Below are 19365 nucleotides of genomic sequence, written 5' to 3'. Positions count from 1 at the left end.
CGTTCGCGTGTCCGGCCGCGTCGCGCATCCGACCGGGTACGGTGAGTCAGAGGTCGCATACTGACGGTATCGGGTCGCGCCGGGTGACCTGCTGTTGCGCGGGAGCGGGCCATGGCGGACGGCGCTGGCCGGTGGGGGCGGCGGACGGTGCTGCGCCGTGCCGGGCTGCTCGCCGGGGGCGCGCTCGTCGGGGCCGGCGCCACGGTGCAGACCACCTGGATCGCCGACCGGCGGCTGCCCCTGGCCGGCGGCCCGGCCAGCGCCACCGTCGGCGGCGACCTGCAGGAGGTCGGCGACGGCGCGGTGTCGGTCGTCTGGGGGGCCCGCACCGGCCAGCGGCTGGTGGCGCTCACCTTCGACGACGGCCCCCGCCCACAGTGGACCCCGATGGTGCTCGACACCCTGGAGCGGTATGCCGTGCCGGCCACGTTCTTCCTGGTCGGGCAGCACGTCCGGCAGCACGCGGACCTGCTGCGCGGCCGGCTCGGCCGGCACGAGGTGGGCAACCACAGCTGGGCGCACCACGACCTGGCCCGGCACGACGCCGCCGAGGTCCACGACGACCTGAGCCGGGCGCACGACGCGATCGCCGAGGGCGTCGGGGTCGCCCCCCGGCTGCTGCGCCCCCCGTACGGGCACCTCGGCGGGGCGGTGCTGCACGCCGCCGCCCGGCTCGACTACCGGCTCGTGCTCTGGTCGTTCCAGATGGCCGAGGCACGCTTCCCCGACGACCCGGCCGGGCACGCCCGGCGGATCGTGGCCGGGGTGCGGCCGGGCACGATCCTGCTCGCCCACGACGTCGGGGACGCCCGCCGGCTGGTCGCCCTGCGCGGCCTGCCCGACATGATCACCGGGCTGCGGGGCCGGGGGTTCACCTTCGTCACCGTCTCCGAGCTGCTGCGGCAGGCGGGCGCGCCGCAGCCCGGCGGGTAGGCTTCCCCTACGTGTCTCCCACCCTCTCGGTCCTGGTCCGCAACCGCAGCTTCCGCAACCTCTTCCTCGCCGAGCTGGTGGTCTTCGGCGCGGACTGGTTCGTCATGGTGCCGCTGCTCGTCCTGCTGCCGAAGCTGACCGGCAGCGGGGTGTGGGGGGCCCTCGTGCTGGCCCTCGACACCGGCGTGGTGGCGCTGCTGCTGCCGTACACGGGGACGATCGCGGACCGGTTCGACCGCAAGAAGATCATGATGGCGGCCAACGTCGCCGCGCTGCTCGGCGTGCTGCTGCTGCTCGGCGTCCGGGGCGCGGGCACGGCCTGGCTGGCGATGGTGGCGATCGCCGTGGTGGCGGTGGCGAAGGCGTTCTACTCGCCGGCCGCCCAGGCCGCCCTGCCCAACGTCCTCGACCCCGAGGACCTGGCCGCCGGCAACGCGATCGCCGGCTCGGCCTGGGGCACCATGACCGTCGTCGGCGCGTCGCTGGGCGGCGTGCTCAGCGCCGCCGCCGGGCCGTACGCCTGCTTCTGGGTCGCCGCCGGCGGCCTGACGCTGGCGGCGGGCCTGGCCGGGCTGATCCGCCGCCCCCTGCAGGCCCCGCGCGATGCGGCCGTGCCGGCGCAGCGCACCTGGGCGGCGATCCGGGAGGCCCTCGGCTACATCGGGCACCGGCCCCGGGTGCTCGGCCTGGTCACGGTGAAGTCGGCGGTCGGCCTGGGCAACGGGGTGCTGACCGTCTTCCCGCTGCTCGCCGGCGTGTACGGGGTGGGCGCGATCGGCGCCGGCCTGCTCTTCGCGGTGCGCGGCGCGGGCGCGCTGGTCGGACCGATCCTGATGCGACGGGTGCTGACCAACCGCGCCTGGCTGCTGCCCGGCCTCGCGCTGTCGATGTCGCTGTACGGCCTGGCCTACCTCGGCACGTCGGTGGTGAACTGGTTCCCGCTGGTGCTGGCGCTGGTGTTCGTGGCGCACTTCGCGGGCGGCAGCAACTGGGTGATGTCGAACTACGCCCTGCAGGGCGAGGTGCCGGACCGGCTGCGCGGGCGCGTCTTCGCCACCGACATGATGCTGGCCACCCTCGCGATCTCGGTGAGCCAGCTGGTGGTGGCCGGGGTGGTGGACCTGGTCGACGAGCGGGTGGTGCTGGCCGGCTGCGGCCTGGTCACCCTGGTCTACGCGCTGGGCTGGCGGGTCGCCACCCGGCGGCTGTCGCTGACCGACCCGGTCGCCGAGCCCACCCCGGCGGGGGCGTGAGGGGCGCGCCCGGTCAGCGCCCCGGCGATCACCAGGCCCAGCCCGGCGGGGTGCAGCAGGGAGAAGAGCAGGCCGACCGCCGCGCTGTAGCGGGCCACCGTGCCGGCGGGCAGCGACGACCACGCCGAGGAGTAGAGCCGGGGCAGGGCGACCAGCCAGGCGATGTTGAGCAGCGCGGTGACCAGCAGGATCCCGACGCCGGCCAGCAGCAGGGCCCGGGAGGGGCCGCGGAGGCGGTGGCGGCTCACGGCGGCCAGGACCAGGCCGGTCACCAGCACCAGCACGGTGGGCAGCTGCGTGGCCGTCTGCACGGCCGCGTACCCCAGGAATTCCACGCCGTCCCCCTCCCTGCGGACCCGTCGGCCGTCAGGCTAGCGAAGGGGGTCACGTCCCACGGGCCGGGCGGGACGCCGCAGGGCCCGTCCGGCGGCCTAGCATGAGCGTCGTGCCGACGACATTCGTGGCCGGGCCGGTGAAGGTCCGGGTCCCCGCCACCAGCGCCAACCTCGGGCCGGGGTTCGACGCGCTGGGGCTGGCGCTCGGCCTGCACGACGACGTGGCCGCCGAGGTGGTGCCCGACGGCGTCCGGGTCACGGTGTCCGGGCAGGGCGCGGGCGAGCTGCCCGGCGACGAGACGCACCTGGTCGTCCAGGCCATGCAGGCCACCTTCGACGCGCTGGGCGGGCAGCCGCCGGGCCTCGCGGTGGAGTGCGTCAACCGGATCCCGCAGGCCCGTGGGCTGGGCTCCTCGTCGGCCGCCATCGTGGCCGGCGTGCAGCTGGCCCGGGCCCTGGTCGTCGACGGCGCAACCCGGTTGGACGACGCGGGCGCGCTGCGGCTGGCGGCCGAGATCGAGGGGCACCCCGACAACGTCGCGCCCTGCCTGCTCGGCGGCTTCACGATCGCCTGGACGGAGCCGACCGGCGCCCGGGCGGTCTCGCTGGCCGTGGCCGAGGAGGTGCGGCCGATCGTCTTCGTGCCCGCCGAGCGCGGGCTGACCGCCGTGGCCCGCGCCGCGTTGCCGGCGGCGGTCCCGCACGGCGACGCCGCGCTCAACGCCGGCCGGGCGGCGCTGCTGGTGCACGCCCTGACCGCCGAGCCCTCGCTGCTGCTGCCCGCCACGGTCGACCGGCTGCACCAGGACTACCGTGCCGCCGGCATGCCGGACTCGTCGGCGCTGGTGGAAGCGCTGCGTGCGGCCGGTGTGGCCGCCGTGATCAGTGGGGCCGGGCCCACCGTGCTGGCGCTGACCGAGCCCTCGGAACATTTCGCGCCCGGGGCCGGTTGGCAGGTGTGGTCGTTGGGTATAGACAGCCGCGGAGCGCGTGTCGCACGGGGTACACTTGAACACGCCGAGCGGGACCCTGTTGCCGCAGGTCGGAAGAGTTGATTACGCTCTAGACTTAGCACAGCCGCGAAGCATGCGATCCTCCTGCGGGTCGGCGCACCCCCGAAGCTGTCGGCGGTCAGCCCGTCACCCCTGCCTAAGGCCCACGCCGCACCGCAGTTTCCGCAGGTCGCCGCAGACGGCGAGACCTGCTCACCGAGGTTGGTGAGTCGGGGAAACCGACCGGCTGCTGTGTCACAGTCTCCCGCGACGCGTCATGCGAGGCGGGTGCACCGAGGCCGCCCGGCCACCTGCTTGTCGACTCCGGGCAGTCCCGGCCTATCGAGGGAAGGAATCCATTGAGCGACACCACCGACGTGACGTCGGATGTTTCCAACGTCGCTGGCGATGCCACCGCCGCTGCCCCCACCCGTCGTCGGCGTAGCGGCACCGGGCTGTCGGCGATGCTGCTGCCGGAGCTCCAGAGCCTGGCCGCGTCGCTCGGCATCTCCGGCACGGCTCGCATGCGCAAGGGCGAGCTGATCAGCGCGATCTCCGAGCGGCAGGGCGGCGCCGCCGCCGGGACCCCTCGTCCACGGGCCGAGGCCACGGCCGCCGCCGCTCCCGCCCGCGAGGAGGTGCGCGCCGAGGTCACCCAGGCCCCGTCGGGCACCGACCAGAACCGGGCCCCGGCCGAGCCGGCCGCCGCCCCGGCCGAGGGCCGGACCCGGACCCGGCGCAGCAGGGCCGTCGCGGCGGCCGAGTCCCGGCCCGCCGAGGCCGAGACCCGGCCGGCGGAGACCCGGGCCGAGGAGCCGCCGGCCGCCGCCACTCCCGCCACCGGTGCCGCCGAGCCCGCCGAGCGGGTCGAGGGGCGCCGGGAGCGGGGCGGCCGGGAGCAGGCCGACCGTGCCGAGCGCGGTGACCGTGCCGAGCGGGCCGAGCGCGGTGAGCGTGCCGAGCGGGCCGACCGCGGCGAGCGGGCCGAGCGCACCGACCGTTCCGAGCGGGTCGACCGCGGCGGTGACCGCAACGAGCGGGGCGAGCGGGCCGACCGTGCCGAGCGGGGCGAGCGCGACCGCAACGACCGCAACGACCGTGGCGAGCGGGCCGAGCGCGAGCGGGGCGACCGCAACGAGCGGGCCGACCGTGGCGACCGCAACGACCGCAACGACCGGGGTCAGCGCGCCGAGCGGGACAACGGCGGCGACGATGACGACGAGGGCGGCGGCCGGCGGGGCCGGCGCAGCCGCTTCCGCGACCGCCGCCGGGGCCGGGGCGAGCGCGGTGAGGGCGACGGCGCCACCGGTGGTGGCGGCGGCGGCCGCGAACCGCAGGTGAGCGAGGACGACGTGCTCGTCCCGGTCGCCGGCATCATCGACGTGCTCGACAACTATGCCTTCGTCCGGACCACCGGCTACCTGGCCGGCCCGAACGACGTCTACGTGTCGATGTCCCAGATCAAGAAGTACGGCCTGCGCCGGGGTGACGCGATCACCGGCGCGGTGCGGGCGGCCCGGGACGGCGAGCAGCGGCGGGACAAGTACAACCCGCTGGTGCGGCTCGACACGATCAACGGGATGGAGCCGGAGGAGGCCCGGCGGCGGCCGGAGTTCTACAAGCTCACCCCGCTCTACCCGCAGGAGCGGCTGCGGCTGGAGACCGAGCCGCACATCCTGACGACGCGGGTGATCGACCTGGTCATGCCGATCGGCAAGGGCCAGCGGGCGCTGATCGTCTCGCCCCCGAAGGCGGGCAAGACGATGGTGCTCCAGGCGATCGCGAACGCCATCACGCACAACAACCCGGAGTGCCACCTGATGGTGGTGCTGGTGGACGAGCGGCCCGAAGAGGTCACCGACATGCAGCGGTCGGTGAAGGGCGAGGTCATCGCGGCCACGTTCGACCGCCCGCCGCAGGACCACACGACGGTGGCGGAGCTGGCGATCGAGCGGGCGAAGCGGCTGGTCGAGCTGGGGCACGACGTGGTCGTGCTGCTCGACTCGGTGACCCGGCTCGGTCGGTCGTACAACCTGGCGGCGCCGGCCTCCGGCCGGATCATGTCGGGTGGTATCGACTCCACCGCGCTCTACCCGCCGAAGCGCTTCCTGGGTGCGGCCCGCAACATCGAGAACGGCGGCTCGCTGACCATCCTCGCCACCGCGCTGGTGGAGACCGGTTCCATGGCGGACACGGTCATCTTCGAGGAGTTCAAGGGCACCGGCAACGCGGAGCTGAAGCTCGACCGGAAGATCGCTGACAAGCGCACCTTCCCGGCCGTGGACGTCAGCGCGTCCGGCACGCGCAAGGAGGAGATCCTGCTCGCGCCGGAGGAGCTGGCCATCATCCACAAGCTCCGCAAGGTGCTGCACTCGCTGGACTCGCAGGCGGCGCTCGACCTCCTGCTGGACCGGCTCAAGCAGTCCCGCACCAACATCGAGTTCCTGATGCAGATCGCGAAGTCCACACCGGGCGAGTGATCCGGTAGGCAGTACGCGCGGAAGGGCACGGCCGTGAGCGGCCGTGCCCTTCCGCGCGGTGTGCGCCCCGCGCGCCCCGTGCCCCCTCCGCGCCCCCGCGCCCCTGACCGGGTGGTGAGAGGGGGACCCTTCTCTACCGGATGCGTTGACAAGGTGCCCTTCCTTGCACCCGGGGAATGCGGGAGGGGACCGGCACGTTGACGAAGCCGGACCTGCTGTGCGGCCCGCCCGAAGGGCCGGCTCACGCCCATGGCACACTGGTCAATCGGCCACCGGTTCCGGTTCACGCCCGATCCCGACACGCGACGCGTCGGGGCCGCACGGGCGACCCGGCGACCACCAAGCGAGAGGACCGAGGCGACATGAAGCCCAACATCCACCCGGAGTACACGACCACCGAGGTCACCTGCTCCTGCGGCAGCACCTTCACGACCCGCAGCACCGCCAAGGGCGGTTCCATCCACGTCGAGACCTGCAGCGCCTGCCACCCGTTCTACACCGGTAAGCAGCGCGTTCTCGACACGGCCGGCCGGGTCGCCAAGTTCCAGCAGAAGTACGCCAAGGTTCAGGCCAAGAAGGCCAAGTAGCTCCACGATCGGCGCCCGCGTCCGGCTTCCCGCCGGGCGCGGGCGCTGTCCGTATTGCCCCCTTCCGTCCGGATGTCGCCGGCCGGTAGTCGTCGTCGAAGGAGCACCCGAGCATGAGCAGCGAGCGGCTGGCGGCCCTCCTCGACGAGTACGCCGAGCTGGAGAAGCGCCTCGCGGACCCGGCGATCCACGCGGACCAGAGCGTCGCCCGCCGGGTCGGCCGCCGCTACGCCGAGCTGTCGCCCCTGCACAAGGCGGCCGGCGAGCTGGAGCAGGCCCGCGCCGACCTGGCCGCGGCCCGGGAGCTGGCCGCCGAGGACCCGTCCTTCGCCGGCGAGGCGGAGTCGATCGCCGCCGGGCTGCCCGCCCTGGAGGAGCGCCTCGCCGAGCTGCTGATCCCGCGCGACCCGCACGACGCCAAGGACGTCATCGTCGAGATCAAGGCCGGCGAGGGCGGCGAGGAGTCCGCCCTGTTCGCCGGGGACCTGCTGCGGATGTACACCCGGTACGCCGAGCGCCGCGGCTGGCTCACCGAGGTCATCGACGCGCAGGACTCCGACCTGGGCGGGGTCAAGGACGTCTCGCTGGCGATCAAGACCAAGGGCGTCCCGGAGGGCGGCAACGGGGTGTGGTCGCGGCTCAAGTGGGAGGGCGGGGTGCACCGGGTGCAGCGCGTACCCGTCACCGAGTCGCAGGGGCGCATCCACACCAGCGCCGCCGGCGTGCTGGTGCTGCCCGAGGCCGAGGACGTCGACGTCACCATCGACCCCAACGACCTGCGGATCGACGTGTTTCGCTCGTCGGGCCCGGGCGGCCAGTCGGTGAACACCACCGACTCGGCGGTGCGGATCACCCACGTGCCGACCGGGATCGTCGTCTCCTGCCAGAACGAGAAGTCGCAGCTGCAGAACCGGGAGCAGGCGATGCGCATCCTGCGGGCGCGGCTGCTGGCCGCCGCCCAGGAGCAGGCCGACGCCGCCGCCTCGGACGCCCGCAAGGCCCAGGTGCGCACCGTGGACCGCTCGGAGCGCATCCGCACGTACAACTTCCCGCAGAACCGGATCACCGACCACCGGATCGGCTACACGGCGTACAACCTCGACCTGGCCCTCGCCGGCGAGCTGGACGGCGTGCTCGACGCCCTGGCCGACGCGGACCGCGCGGCGCGGCTGGCCGGCGACCCGGAGCTGACCCGCCGCTGAGGCGGGCCGGCGGGGCTGTCGCCGCTGCGCCGCCCCCGGGCCGTGCCGTCGGCGCGGGGCGGCCCGGACAGGGGCTCAGCCGGCGCGGAGGCGGCTCTTCGCGGCGAGCATCTCCCGGTCGGCGGTCTCGAACGCCGCGCCGATCGCGCCGCGCAGCCCGGGGCCGTTGGCCTCGACCTCGGCGAAGCCGATGGTCACCCCGACCGGGGTGCCGGGCACCAGCGCCTCCCAGTCCTCCGTGCGCACCGCCGCCTCGATCCGGCGGGCCACGTCGGCCGCCTCGGCCATGCCCGCGCCGGACAGCACCACCACGAACTCGTCGCCGCCGTAGCGGGCCACGAAGTCGCCCCGGCGCATGACCCGGTTGATCACCCCGGCGATGCGCTGGAGGACCAGGTCGCCGGAGTGGTGGCCGTGGCGGGTGTTGACCGCCTTGAAGCCGTCGAGGTCGCACACCCCGATCACCACCCGCTCCCCGCCGGCCACGACGGCCGCGATGTAGCGCTCCAGCCGGCGGCGGTTGGGCAGGCCGGTCAGCGGGTCGGTGAGCGCCTCGCCCTCGAACCGGGCCGCCTCCCGCCGCATCTCCTCGTGGTCGATCCGGGCGGCGATGCCGTCGATGTAGACGTCCCGCAGCCGGTCGTTGCGCTGCGCGGCGAGGCGGAACGCGTGCCGGTCGGCCCGGTGGGCCGCTGCGTGGTCGCCCGCCCGGGCGTACGCGATGCTGCGCAGCCGGGCCGGCTCCGCCGCGCCGAGGGTCTCGTTGGAGACCCGGGCGGTGTCGAGCCGGGTGATCGCCTCGATCGGGTTGCCCGCCGCGATCGCCAGGCAGACCTGGCCGAGTTGGCGCATGTCCCGGGCGCGGGCGCTGTCCGCGCCGTGGCCGAGCAGCCGGTTCGGGTCGGCGTCGGGGGCGGCCTCCACCCGGTCGCCGAGGGCGGCCCGGCGGGCGGCGGCGTAGCCGTACGCGGCCAGGCTGCTCGGGCGCAGCTCCTCGGCGCGCCCCCCGCGCAGGAACCGCCCCAGGTCGGCGGCGACGTCCCGCAGCACCCGCAGGCAGCCGTCGCTGTCGCCGTTGTGGTCGAGGGCGACCGCGTTGCGCAGCCGGATGCCGGGTGCGGCGAACGTCTCCTCGGGGATGCCGGCGGCCAGCCCGAGCTGGCGGGCGCGCTCGATCGCGCCGAGCGCGTACCCGTGGAAGCTGAGGTAGGAGTAGGCCATCGCCAGGTCGTGCCAGCCCCAGGCGGTGTCCCGGTCCGGGTCCTCGACCGCGCCCAGCGCCCGGGCCGCCTTCACCAGGTGGGTGACGCACCGGTCGAGCGCCCCCTGGTGGTGGGCGGCGAGCGCGGCCAGCGCGTTGAGGTGCCCGTGCAGGTAGGGCTCGGCGAGGTCCCGTACGGCGGCGGACGCCTCCTCGATGGCCCGCGTGTATTCGGCGGTGCGCCCGAGATTGATCAACGCGGAGAGGCGCTGCACGAGGGCGTCGGCCCGGGCGTACGGGTCGTCGGTGCTGCGGATCACGCCGTCGAGCAGGAGACACGACTCGGCGGAGCGACTCACCTCCTGCAGGGCGCGCGCCCGTGTCAGGACGTCAACCTGGTCGTTGACCCGGTTGAGCCACCCCACGCGCGACCTCCCTGTCGGTGTGTGCACACGGAGGCACCAACTCGTGGCGCGGGCCCGCGACGCTTCATGATTATGTCGTGACCTCCCTTCCGCAACACCCGTCCGAAGGGTCAGAACGCCTCAGGCCCACGGTGGCGGTGGCCCGCGCCGCCCGCGTCCTCGCCGCGGCGGGGATCGATGCCCCGCGCGTCGAGGCCGAGCTGCTCGCCGCGCACGTGCTGGGCGTACCCCGGGGGCGGCTGGCGCTGGCCGACGGCCTCACCACCGACCAGCTCGACCGCTACGACGCCCTGGTCGCCCGGCGGGCCGCCCGGGAGCCGTTGCAGCACCTCACCGGCTCGGCCGCCTTCCGGCACCTGGAGCTGGCGGTCGGCCCGGGTGTCTTCGTGCCCCGCCCGGAGACGGAGCTGCTTGCCGGCTGGGGCGTCGACCAGGCCCGGCTGCGGACCGTCGGCGGGCAGCCGGTCACGGGCGGAACCCCGGCTCCGGGCGGGGCGCCGGCCACGGGCGGGCTTCCGGCCGCCGGTCCCGTGCCGGCGGGCGTGCCCACGGCCGTCGGCGGGCCGCTGGTCGTCGACCTGTGCAGCGGCTCGGGGGCGATCGCCCTCGCGGTGGCCCAGGAGGCGCCCGCCGCCCGGGTGGTGGCCGTGGAGCGGTCCCCGGCGGCGCTGGCGTGGCTGCGGCGCAACGCCGCCGACCGGGCCGCCGCCGGGGACCGGCCGGTGGAGGTGGTCGCCGCCGACGTCACCGACCCTGGCCTGCTGGGCGACCTGGAAGGGCGGGTGGACGTGCTGCTGTGCAACCCGCCGTACGTGCCCAGGGCCGTCGAGGTGCCCCCGGAGGTGGCGGCGCACGACCCGGACGAGGCGGTCTTCGGCGGGGCGGACGGGCTGGACGTGATCCGCCCGGTGCTCGCCCGGGCTGCGCGGCTGCTCCGCCCCGGCGGGGTGCTCGGCGTCGAACACGACGACACGCACGGCGCGGCGGTGCCCGAGCTGCTGGCCGCCGACGGCCGGTACGAGGCGGTCGAGGAGCACCGGGACCTGGCCGGGCGGCCCCGGTTCGCCACCGCCCGCCGCCGCTGACCGCCCGCCCGTCGGTGACCGTCCGCCCGCCGCGCCCCGCCGGAGGCGGCCGCATCCGGACCTGTGGGACCCGCTCACGCCGAGGACGCCGACCGGGCCGGGGCGTGGCAGACTGACTTCTCGTGATGCTCTACGACTGTCGGTCGCTCGCCGACCGGGACCGCGGCATCGCCGCTGCCATCGAGGCCGTCAAGAACGGCGAGCTGGTCGTCCTGCCGACGGACACGGTCTACGGGATCGGCGCGGACGCGTTCACCCCGTACGCGGTGAAGGCGCTCTCGGACGCCAAGGGTGGCACCCGGCAGGCGCCCCCGGTGCTGATCGGGTCCCGGCACACCCTCGACGGCCTGGTCTTCACGCTGCCCCGGTCGGCCCGCGACCTGGTCGAGGCGTTCTGGCCGGGCGCGCTCACGATCATCGTGGAGCACTCGCCGAGCCTGTCGTGGGACCTCGGCGACGAGACCGGCAGCGGCGTGGTCGCGGTGCGGATGCCGCTGCACCCGGTCGCCCTGGAGGTGCTGCGCGAGACCGGCCCGATGGCGGTGGCGTCGGCCAACAAGGTGGGCCAGCCGGCTGCGGTGACCGCCGAGGCGGCCCGGGAGCAGCTCGGCTACACGGTGCGGGCCTACCTGGAGGCGGGGGAGTGCCCCGACCCGGTGCCGAGCACCATCGTCGACCTCACCGGCGAGGCGCCGACGCTGGTGCGCGCCGGGGCGATCCCGGTGGAGCAGCTGCGCGACGTCGTGCCGGACCTCGTCGAGAGCCGGGTGGGCTGAGTGCCGCCGTTCACCGTCCTGCACGTCTGCATGGGAAACATCTGCCGCTCGCCGATGGCGGAGCGGCTGCTGGCGCTGGCCGTCCGCGAGCGGCTGACGCGGCGCGGCGGCGACCCGGCCGACGCCGACGCGCTGCTGCACAGCCACAGCGCCGGCACCGGCGGCTGGCACGCGGGGGAGGAGATGAACCCGCCCGCCGCCCGCCAGGTGACCGCCCGGGGCGGCGACGTGGCCGGCTTCGCTGCCCGCAAGCTGCGTTCCGACCTCATCGACGCGGCCGACCTGGTGCTCACCGCCACCGCCGACCAGCAGGAGTACGTGGTGGCGCTGCGCCCCGACGCCGCGTCCCGCACGTTCGTGCTCGGCGAGTTCGGCCGGCTGCTGGCGGCCGTGGACGCCGCCGGGCTGCCCCCGGCCGACGCCACCGGCGACGCCGTGTACGCCCGGGGCGTGGCTTTGGTCGCCGCCGTGCACGCCGCCCGGGAGGGCGCGACCCCGCTGCACACCGACGACCTCGACGACCCGTGGGGGCGCGGCGACCAGTGCTTCAGCCGGGTCGCCGACGAGATCGAGGAGACGGTCCACCCGCTGGCCGCCACGCTGCTGCCCTGAGGCGGCTGCGGGGCCTGCGGCCCTGAGGCGGCGCGGCCGTCGTCGGCCAGCGGCCGGCGACGGCCGCGTCGCGTCGCGTGTCTTTCTCGCGAAATTCGTACCCCTTTGGGGAAAAGCGGCGGGGTTCGCCGCCGTCCGGGTCATTCTGAACGGGTCCGCACCTGACCGGCTCCTGCGGGGAGAGCTGATGATCCGGGCCCGTCGTCTCCACAAGCTCATGACCATCGTGCTCGCCGGCGTGCTCGCCGGGCTGGCGCTCGCCGTGGCGGCGCTGCCGGCCGCCCTGGTCTTCGGGATCGGCGTCCGGGGGATCACCGAGCCGTGGTCGGAGCTGCCGGCGTCGCTGCTCACGCCGCCCACGGCGCAACGGTCCACCCTCTACGCCAACGACGGCCGCACCCTGATCACGTCCTTCTACACCGAGGACCGGGTCGACGTGCCGCTGGCCCAGGTGGCAGCGACCATGCGCCAGGCCGTCGTCGCCGCCGAGGACGTCCGCTTCTACGAGCACAAGGGCGTGGACCCGCGCGGCGTCATCCGGGCGTTCACCGCCAACCGGCGCGACGGCGCGCCCCGGCAGGGCGCGTCGACCCTGACCATGCAGTACGTGCGCAACGTGCTCGCCGGCGACCCCAACCTCACCGAGGAGCAGCGGGCCAAGGCCACCGAGGTCACCCTCACCCGCAAGATCAAGGAAATGCGGTACGCCCTGGCGGTCGAGCGCGAGCTGAGCAAGGACCAGATCCTCGCCGGCTACCTCAACATCGCCTACTTCGGTGCCGGCGCGTACGGGGTGGGCGCCGCCAGCAAGCGCTACTTCTCGAAGTCGCCGGCGAAGCTCACCCTGGCCGAGTCGGCCCTGCTGGCCGGGCTGGTCCGCTCGCCGGACACCGACGACCCGATCAACGGCGACGCCGACGCGGCGCTGGCCCGCCGGGCGTACGTGCTGGACCGGATGGTCGAGACCGGCCAGGTCACGCCCGAGGCGGCCGAGGCGGCGAAGGCCGAGCCGCTCACGCTGAAGCCCAGCGCCACGCCGAACGACTGCACGGCGGTCCCGCAGGACCACAACGACTGGGGCTTCTTCTGCGACTGGTTCACCCGCTGGTGGAGCGAGCAGCCGGCGTTCGGCGCCACCGCAGACGAGCGGCAGCGCACCCTGCGCCGGGGCGGTTTCCGGATCGTCACCTCGCTCGACCCGGCCGTGCAGCGGACCGCCACCGAGCAGGTGCTCGACGTCTACGACGTCGACGACCCCCGTGCCGCGCCGACCGCCGTGGTGCAGCCCGGCACGGGCCGCGTGCTCGCCCTCGCGGTGAACCGCAACTACAGCGTCGAGGAGAACCCGCAGGGGTGGCGCAACCGGCCGAACACCGTCAACCAGCTCGTCGCCGGGGGCGGGGCCATCACCGGGTACCAGGCCGGGTCGACGTTCAAGATCTTCGCGGTGCTCGCCGCGCTGGAGGCGGGCCTGCCCCTGGACACCCTCTTCGACGCCCCGCCCCGCATCGTCACCCGCTTCCCCGTGACCGGCGGCCCCGCCGACTGCCGGGGCCGCTGGTGCCCGGTCAACGCCGACCCGGTCGGGATGGACGGCTACCGGACCATGTGGGACGCGTTCGGCCGGTCGGTGAACACCTACTTCGCCTGGCTGACCGAGCGGGTCGGCGCGGACCGGGTGGTGGAGATGGCCGAGCGGCTCGGCATCCGGCTGCGCGCCGAGTCCGACGCCAAGATGGCCCGCTACGGCGCGCGGGACTGGGGCCCGTTCACGCTGGGCGTCGCCGCCACCACCCCGCTCGACCTCGCCGGGGCGTACGCGGCGGTGGCCGCCGAGGGAATCTGGTGCGCGCCCACGCCGGTGGTGCGGATCCTCGACGCCGCCGGGCGGGAGGTCGCCGCCGGGCGCCCGGACTGCCGGCAGGTGCTCGACACGGACGTGGCCCGGGGCGCGGCCGACGCGGCCCGGTGCCCGGTCGGCGACCAGTCGATGTACGGCGGCTGCGCCGGCGGCACCGCCCAGGACCTGCGCGGTCGGCTGGGTCGACCGGTGGCCGGCAAGACCGGCAGCTCGGAGGGGAACGGCACGGAGACCGTCGTCGCGTTCACCCCGCAGCTCGCCGTCGCCTCGATCGCCGCCAACCCGGACGATCCCCGCGACGCGGTGGGCCGGGAGGTCCAGGCCCGACTGGTCGACCTGGTGGGCCGCACCCTCTACGACACCCTCCAGGGCCAGCCGGTGCGCGACTTCGTCCCGCCGAGCGAGTCGGTGGCCCGGCACGCCACGGCCCCCCGCGCCGGCAACTGACCCGGTCACCCGTCGCCGCCCGCCGTCCGCCCCGCCCGCCCGCGCGGCACCGGAACTCGCCAGGACTTGGACGCTTACTGTCCACAGTGAACGGTAACTGTCCAAGATCCTGGCCCGGTCTCACCGGCCGGTCAGTCCGATGGTGGCGGCGAGGCGGGTGACGTCAGCGGGGGTGGGGCCGGTGCGGAGGACGACGGCCAGCGCGGCCCGTGCGGCGGGGCGGGTGCGGGTCTCGGCGGGGGCGATCTGGTCTGCGGTGATCAGGGCTCGGCGCCTTCCTTGATCCTGCGCCTGAGTTCGGCGGCGAAGCTCTCGGCGGTGTGCTTCTTTGGGCCGCTCGCGTCGTTCATCCGATTCTCCAACTGTCGCCTGACAGCAGGCTACTTCCAGGACGCTTGCCCTATCCGGCCAACCCGGCCCCCATGATTGTCCCGAATCTTATCGATTGTCTTCGGACAAAGCGAATGTGCAACCGAAAGTGATTGCCTCAAGGCTTTGCGTTGGCGATGCCTGCCTGGCTCATGAACTGCGGAAATGGGAGATCTTGGAAACAAGGGGCCCCTCAAGGGGCCGAAATCTTCCAAGATCTGCCCGACCTCTGCGCCCGGCTCCCGGGCGCGGCGACGCGACGACGCGCGGGGGCGATGTCGTATTCGACTCAGCTGCGTAGGGCGCGCGAGGGGGCGGTGGCTGCCGACGGGAGGGCTTCCGCGCCGCGGGCGATGTTCCTCGCCATGCCACCGAAGACGATCGCGTGGAAGGGCAACACCGCGCCCCAGTAGGCGTGCCCGGGCAGGCCCCTCGGCAGGAAGACCGCGCGTTGGACGTACCGGCTGGTGCCGTCGCCGGTCGGCTCGGCGCGCATCTCCAGCCAGGCCCGGCCGGGCAGCCGCATCTCGGCGCGCAGCCGCAGCAGTTCGCCCGGGACGATCTCCTCGACCCGCCAGAAGTCCAGCGCCTCGCCGACGCGCAGCCGGTGCGGGTCGCGCCGGCCCCGGCGCAGCCCCACCCCGCCGGCCAGCCGGTCCAGCCAGCCGCGCACCGCCCAGGCCAGCGGGAACGAGTACCAGCCGTTCTCGCCGCCGACGCCCTCGATCACCCGCCACAGCGCGTCGGCCGGGGCGCGCACGGCCCGCTCCCGCACGTCCGTGTAGGCGGTGCCGCCGGACCACTTCGGGTCGCTGGGCAGCGGCTCGGCCGGGGCGTCCGGCCCGCTCGCGGTGGACCAGCGGGTCTCCACCTGCGCGTCGCGGACCCGCGCGAGCGCCAGCTCGACCGCCCGGTCGAAGCCGGTCAGCCCGCCGGGCGGGTCCGGCACGTACGCCGCGATGTCGTGCTCACCGGCGACCGCCTCGTGGACCAGGCTCTCCACCAGCGGCCGGGCGATCGCGTTGGGCACCGGGGTGATCAGGCCGACCCAGTGCGACGACAGCGACGGGGTCAGCGGCCGGACCGGCAGGATGAGCCGCCGGCGCAGCCCGGCCACCCGGGCGTAGCGCTGCATCATGTCGCCGAAGGTGAGCACGTCGGGGCCGCCGATGTCGAACGCCCGGTTGACCTGCGGCGGCAGCGCGGCGCAGCCGACCAGGTAGTGCAGCACGTCCCGCACGGCGATCGGCTGGATCCGGTTGCGCACCCAGCGCGGGGTGACCATGGCGGGCAGCCGCTCGGTGAGGTGGCGCAGCATCTCGAACGACGCCGAGCCGGACCCGATGATGATCGCCGCGCGGAGCACCGCCGTGGGCACCCCGCTGTCGAGCAGGATCCGGCCGACCTCGGCCCGGGACCGCAGGTGCGCCGACGGGAGGCCGTCGTCGGCCTTCGGCTCGGGGCCGCCGAGGTAGACGATCCGGCGTACGCCCGCGGCGCGCGCCGCGTCGGCGAAGGCGACCGCCGCCTCCCGGTCGGCGGCCTCGAAGCCGGCCTGCCCGAGCGAGTGCACCAGGTAGTAGGCGACGTCCACGTCCGCGAACGCGGCCGGCAGGGTCTCCGGCTTGCGCAGGTCGCCCTCGGCGATCTCGGCCCGCGCCGCCCACGGCACGTCGCGCAGCCGGCCGGCGTGCCGGGCCAGGCAGCGCACCTGGTGCCCCTCGGCGAGCAGCAGGGGCGCGAGCCGTCCGCCGATGTATCCGGTCGCGCCGGTGACGAGGCATCTCACGGCCTCCAGTGTGCGGCTCCGTAGACTCGTTCGCTGTGGAGAACGCGAGGAGCACCTTCTGGGGGCCGGACTTCGAGCAGCTCAGCGCCACCGATCCGGAGATCGCCGGGGTGGTGCTCGGCGAGCTGGACCGGCTGCGCGGCGGCCTGCAACTGATCGCCAGCGAGAACCTGACCTCCCCGGCGGTGCTGGCGGCGCTCGGCTCGACGCTGACCAACAAGTACGCCGAGGGGTATCCGGGCCGGCGCTACTACGGCGGCTGCGCCGAGGTGGACCGGGCCGAGGAGATCGGCGTCGCCCGGGCGAAGGAGCTGTTCGACGCCGAGCACGCCAACCTCCAGCCGCACTCGGGGGCGAGCGCCAACCTGGCCGCGTACGCCGCGCTGGTGCAGCCGGGGGACACGGTGCTGGCGATGGACCTGCCGCACGGCGGTCACCTGACCCACGGCAGCCGGGTGAACTTCTCCGGCAAGTGGTTCCACACGGTCGGCTACCGCGTGCGCAAGGACACCGAGCTGATCGACTACGACGAGGTGCGGGACCTCGCCCGCGCCCACCGGCCCAAGATGATCATCTGCGGGGCGACGGCGTACCCCCGTCTGATCGACTTCGCCCGGTTCCGGGAGATCGCCGACGAGGTGGGCGCGTACCTGATGGTGGACGCCGCGCACTTCATCGGCCTGGTCGCCGGCCGGGCCGTGCCCTCGCCGGTGCCCCACGCCGACGTCGTCTGCGCCACCACCCACAAGGTGCTGCGCGGCCCGCGCGGCGGCATGATCCTGTGCCGGGAGTCGCTGGCCCAGCGCATCGACAAGGCCGTCTTCCCGTTCACCCAGGGCGGGCCGCTGATGCACGCCGTCGCGGCCAAGGCGGTGGCCCTGCGCGAGGCCGCCCAGCCCGAGTTCCGGGCGTACGCCGCGCAGGTGGTCGCCAACGCCCGCGCGCTCGCCGCCGGGCTCGCGGCCGAGGGGATGCGGCCGGTCTCCGGCGGCACCGACACCCACCTCGCGCTGCTCGACCTGCGCGCCGCCGGGGTGAGCGGGGCCGAGGCCGAGGCGCGCTGCGACGCCGCCGCCATCACCCTGAACAAGAACGCCATCCCGTACGACCCGCAGCCGCCGATGGTCGCGTCGGGCATCCGGGTGGGCACGCCCAGCGTCACCACGCAGGGCATGGGCGAGGAGGAGATGCGCCGGGTCGCGGCGCTGATCGCCCGCGCGGTGCGCACCGATCCGGGCGAGCCCGGGGGCGCCGACGCCCTCACCCGCGTCGCCGCCGACGTGGCCGAGCTGGTCGCCGCCTTCCCGGCGTACCCCCGTGGCTGAGCCCGGGGTGGCCGCGGAGCCGGCGGCGGACGACCGGAGCTGGCGGCTGCGCCACCTGCCGGTGCTGGTGGCCGTCTCCGCCGTGGTGGCGGCGCTGGGCGCGGCGGCCGGCGGGGTCCTCGGCGGGGCCGACGCGGCGCTCGGCGTGGCGGCCGGTGTCGCCGTCACCGTAGCCAGCTACGTCCTCACCACCGTGGTCCTGGCCTGGGCGGACGCGCGCAACCCGCAGCTCGTGCTGCCGTTCGGGGTGGGTCTGTACGTCGCGAAGTTCACCCTCCTGGGCGGCGTGATGGTGGCGGTCGCCTCGACGGGCTGGGCAGGGGTCGTCCCGCTCTGCCTCGGCATCGCCGTCGGCGTGGTCGTCTGGACCGGCGCGCACATCTGGTGGCTCAGCACGGTGCACGCGCGCCGGACCAGGGGCTGAAGCTCCAGCGTCCCACGTTTCGGTACGACGCGCGATTGTGTCCGACACCGGTCATTCATTCGGTGGCGCAAGGGGAGTAGCGTGCCCACAGACGACGCGCCCGCCCGACGCCCACACAACCACGGTTGTGCGGGGGGTGAGGCACAGCCTCGTTTCTCCGACTGATATCGTTCGCCCCGTCATGGCTGGTGACCAAACCCCCCGACCCAGCGGCGGCCCGGACGACAATCCGACCGGTGCCGGCCAGGGTTGGACCGCGCTCTCGTACCTCATCGGGGGCATGCTCGTCTGGGGTTTCATCGGCTGGCTGGTCGACCAGTGGCTCGACACCGGCGGCATCGCCACCGGGATCGGCGTCGTGCTCGGCATGGCCGGGGGGATCATCCTGGTCGTCCGCCGACTCGGCACGCCTACTTAGGAAGGGACGCGGTGTTCGGACAGGCGAACGTCCTGGCAGCGGGCCAGGCGGCATTCCCACCCAGCGTGGAGGACTTCTACCTGCCCAGCATCCTGCCCTGGGGTGCGCACGACTCCTACTGGTTCACCAAGATCACGGCCATGGTCTGGATCGCCGTCGGCGTCCTGATCATCTTCTTCCTGGCGACCTACCGGAAGCCGCAGCTCGTGCCGACGAAGAAGCAGTGGCTCGCCGAGTCCATCTACGGCTTCGTGCGCAACAACATCGCCGTCGAGATGATCGGGCACGCGGGGGTGCGGTTCGCGCCGTACTTCACGACGCTGTTCTGCTTCATCCTGCTGACGAACTTCTTCGCGATCGTGCCGCTGTTCCAGATCTCGCCGAACTCGCACATCGCCTTCCCGGCCTTCCTCGCCGTGATCAGCTACGTGATGTTCATCTGGGTGGGCATCCGGCACCACGGTTTCGGCAAGTTCTTCAAGAACTCCCTGATCCCGCCGGCGCCGTGGTACATCCTGCCGCTGCTGATCCCGATCGAGTTCTTCTCGACCTTCCTGGTCCGGCCGTTCTCGCTGGCCGTCCGTCTCTTCGCGAACATGTTCGCCGGCCACATGCTCCTGCTGGTCTTCACGCTCGGCGGGTTCGCGATGCTCAGCGCCAACGCCTGGCTGGCCCCGGTCTCGGTGCTGTCCTGGGTGATGACCATCGCGCTCACCTTCCTCGAGTTCCTGGTCATCTGCCTGCAGGCATACGTCTTCACGGTGCTCACCGCCAGCTACGTCCAGGGCGCGCTCGCCGACGAGCACTGATCCACCTCGCACCACCCGTTGTCGTCCCGCGTGAGAGTCACG

The 19365-nt window shown here is 74.3% G+C and carries 17 protein-coding genes; 14 read left to right on the top strand and 3 right to left on the bottom strand.

All coding sequences use genetic code 11. The features are described 5' to 3' along the window. The first annotated feature begins 111 nt into the window (after positions 1–111). Entirely contained in the window at positions 112–933 is an 822-nt protein-coding gene (locus tag LPU61_RS07785) for a polysaccharide deacetylase family protein (protein ID WP_043966020.1), read from the top strand. Between the two features lie 11 nt (positions 934–944). Continuing rightward, entirely contained in the window at positions 945–2186 is a 1242-nt protein-coding gene (locus LPU61_RS07780; protein ID WP_043966021.1) for an MFS transporter, read from the top strand. Here LPU61_RS07780 and LPU61_RS07775 read toward each other — a convergent pair. Further along, positions 2105–2521: a hypothetical protein gene (locus LPU61_RS07775; protein WP_077938526.1), complete on the bottom strand. Its 417-nt coding sequence runs from the start codon at positions 2519–2521 to the stop codon at positions 2105–2107. The genes LPU61_RS07780 and LPU61_RS07775 overlap by 82 nt on opposite strands. 101 nt (positions 2522–2622) lie before the next feature. Between LPU61_RS07775 and thrB the strand changes: the two genes are divergently transcribed. From thrB to prfA, 4 genes are all read left to right on the top strand, one after another. After that, positions 2623–3576, top strand: a complete 954-nt coding sequence (gene thrB, locus LPU61_RS07770) for a homoserine kinase (protein WP_374199628.1) — start codon at positions 2623–2625, stop codon at positions 3574–3576. 296 nt (positions 3577–3872) lie between these two features. Next, the gene (gene rho, locus LPU61_RS07765; RefSeq protein WP_229404596.1) at positions 3873–5993 is read left to right on the top strand and encodes a transcription termination factor Rho; all 2121 of its coding nucleotides are present in this window, start codon (positions 3873–3875) and stop codon (positions 5991–5993) included. A gap of 362 nt (positions 5994–6355) precedes the next feature. Further along, the gene (gene rpmE / locus LPU61_RS07760) at positions 6356–6580 is read left to right on the top strand and encodes a 50S ribosomal protein L31 (RefSeq protein ID WP_043966028.1); all 225 of its coding nucleotides are present in this window, start codon (positions 6356–6358) and stop codon (positions 6578–6580) included. Positions 6581–6693: 113 nt separating this feature from the next. Continuing rightward, positions 6694–7782: a peptide chain release factor 1 gene (prfA, locus tag LPU61_RS07755; protein ID WP_043966030.1), complete on the top strand. Its 1089-nt coding sequence runs from the start codon at positions 6694–6696 to the stop codon at positions 7780–7782. 75 nt (positions 7783–7857) lie between these two features. On the opposite strand, the gene LPU61_RS07750 is transcribed toward prfA, so the two are convergent. Beyond that, entirely contained in the window at positions 7858–9408 is a 1551-nt protein-coding gene (locus LPU61_RS07750; protein WP_229404595.1) for a diguanylate cyclase, read from the bottom strand. A gap of 77 nt (positions 9409–9485) precedes the next feature. Here LPU61_RS07750 and LPU61_RS07745 point away from each other — a divergent pair, with 77 nt between their 5' ends. The 4 genes from LPU61_RS07745 (at position 9486) to LPU61_RS07730 (ending at position 14189) form a co-directional block, all read left to right on the top strand. After that, positions 9486–10493 (top strand): HemK/PrmC family methyltransferase, encoded by a 1008-nt coding sequence (locus LPU61_RS07745; protein WP_043966034.1) that lies wholly within the window; start codon positions 9486–9488, stop codon positions 10491–10493. Between the two features lie 125 nt (positions 10494–10618). Then, positions 10619–11269 (top strand): L-threonylcarbamoyladenylate synthase, encoded by a 651-nt coding sequence (locus tag LPU61_RS07740; protein ID WP_043966036.1) that lies wholly within the window; start codon positions 10619–10621, stop codon positions 11267–11269. Continuing rightward, positions 11270–11881, top strand: coding sequence for a phosphotyrosine protein phosphatase (locus LPU61_RS07735; protein WP_043966038.1), 612 nt, complete (start codon positions 11270–11272; stop codon positions 11879–11881). Positions 11882–12068: 187 nt separating this feature from the next. After that, on the top strand, positions 12069–14189 hold the full coding sequence (locus tag LPU61_RS07730; RefSeq protein WP_043966040.1) for a transglycosylase domain-containing protein: 2121 nt from the start codon (positions 12069–12071) through the stop codon (positions 14187–14189). Between the two features lie 658 nt (positions 14190–14847). Here LPU61_RS07730 and LPU61_RS07725 read toward each other — a convergent pair. Then, on the bottom strand, positions 14848–16347 hold the full coding sequence (locus LPU61_RS07725) for an SDR family oxidoreductase (protein ID WP_043966042.1): 1500 nt from the start codon (positions 16345–16347) through the stop codon (positions 14848–14850). A 35-nt stretch (positions 16348–16382) separates the two neighbouring features. Between LPU61_RS07725 and glyA the strand changes: the two genes are divergently transcribed. The 4 genes from glyA (at position 16383) to atpB (ending at position 19323) form a co-directional block, all read left to right on the top strand. Next, complete coding sequence (glyA, locus tag LPU61_RS07720; protein WP_199486105.1) at positions 16383–17672, top strand: serine hydroxymethyltransferase; 1290 nt, start codon at positions 16383–16385, stop codon at positions 17670–17672. Continuing rightward, positions 17665–18096 carry a hypothetical protein gene (locus LPU61_RS07715; protein ID WP_043966046.1) on the top strand — a complete coding sequence of 144 codons (432 nt, stop codon included), beginning with the start codon at positions 17665–17667 and terminating at the stop codon, positions 18094–18096. Before glyA ends, LPU61_RS07715 begins: the two co-directional genes overlap by 8 nt. A gap of 181 nt (positions 18097–18277) precedes the next feature. Continuing rightward, positions 18278–18514: an AtpZ/AtpI family protein gene (locus LPU61_RS07710; RefSeq protein WP_043966604.1), complete on the top strand. Its 237-nt coding sequence runs from the start codon at positions 18278–18280 to the stop codon at positions 18512–18514. 11 nt (positions 18515–18525) lie between these two features. Beyond that, a complete protein-coding gene (gene atpB / locus LPU61_RS07705) occupies positions 18526–19323 on the top strand; it encodes a F0F1 ATP synthase subunit A (protein WP_043966048.1) in 798 nt (265 codons plus the stop codon). Positions 19324–19365 lie beyond the last annotated feature (42 nt).

The organism is Micromonospora sp. NBRC 110038 (assembly GCF_020884815.1).
GTDB classification, from domain to species: Bacteria; Actinomycetota; Actinomycetes; order Mycobacteriales; family Micromonosporaceae; genus Micromonospora; species Micromonospora haikouensis.
The sequence above is the reverse complement of the archived record's forward strand: the minus strand, read 5'-3'. Positions and strand labels throughout refer to the sequence as shown.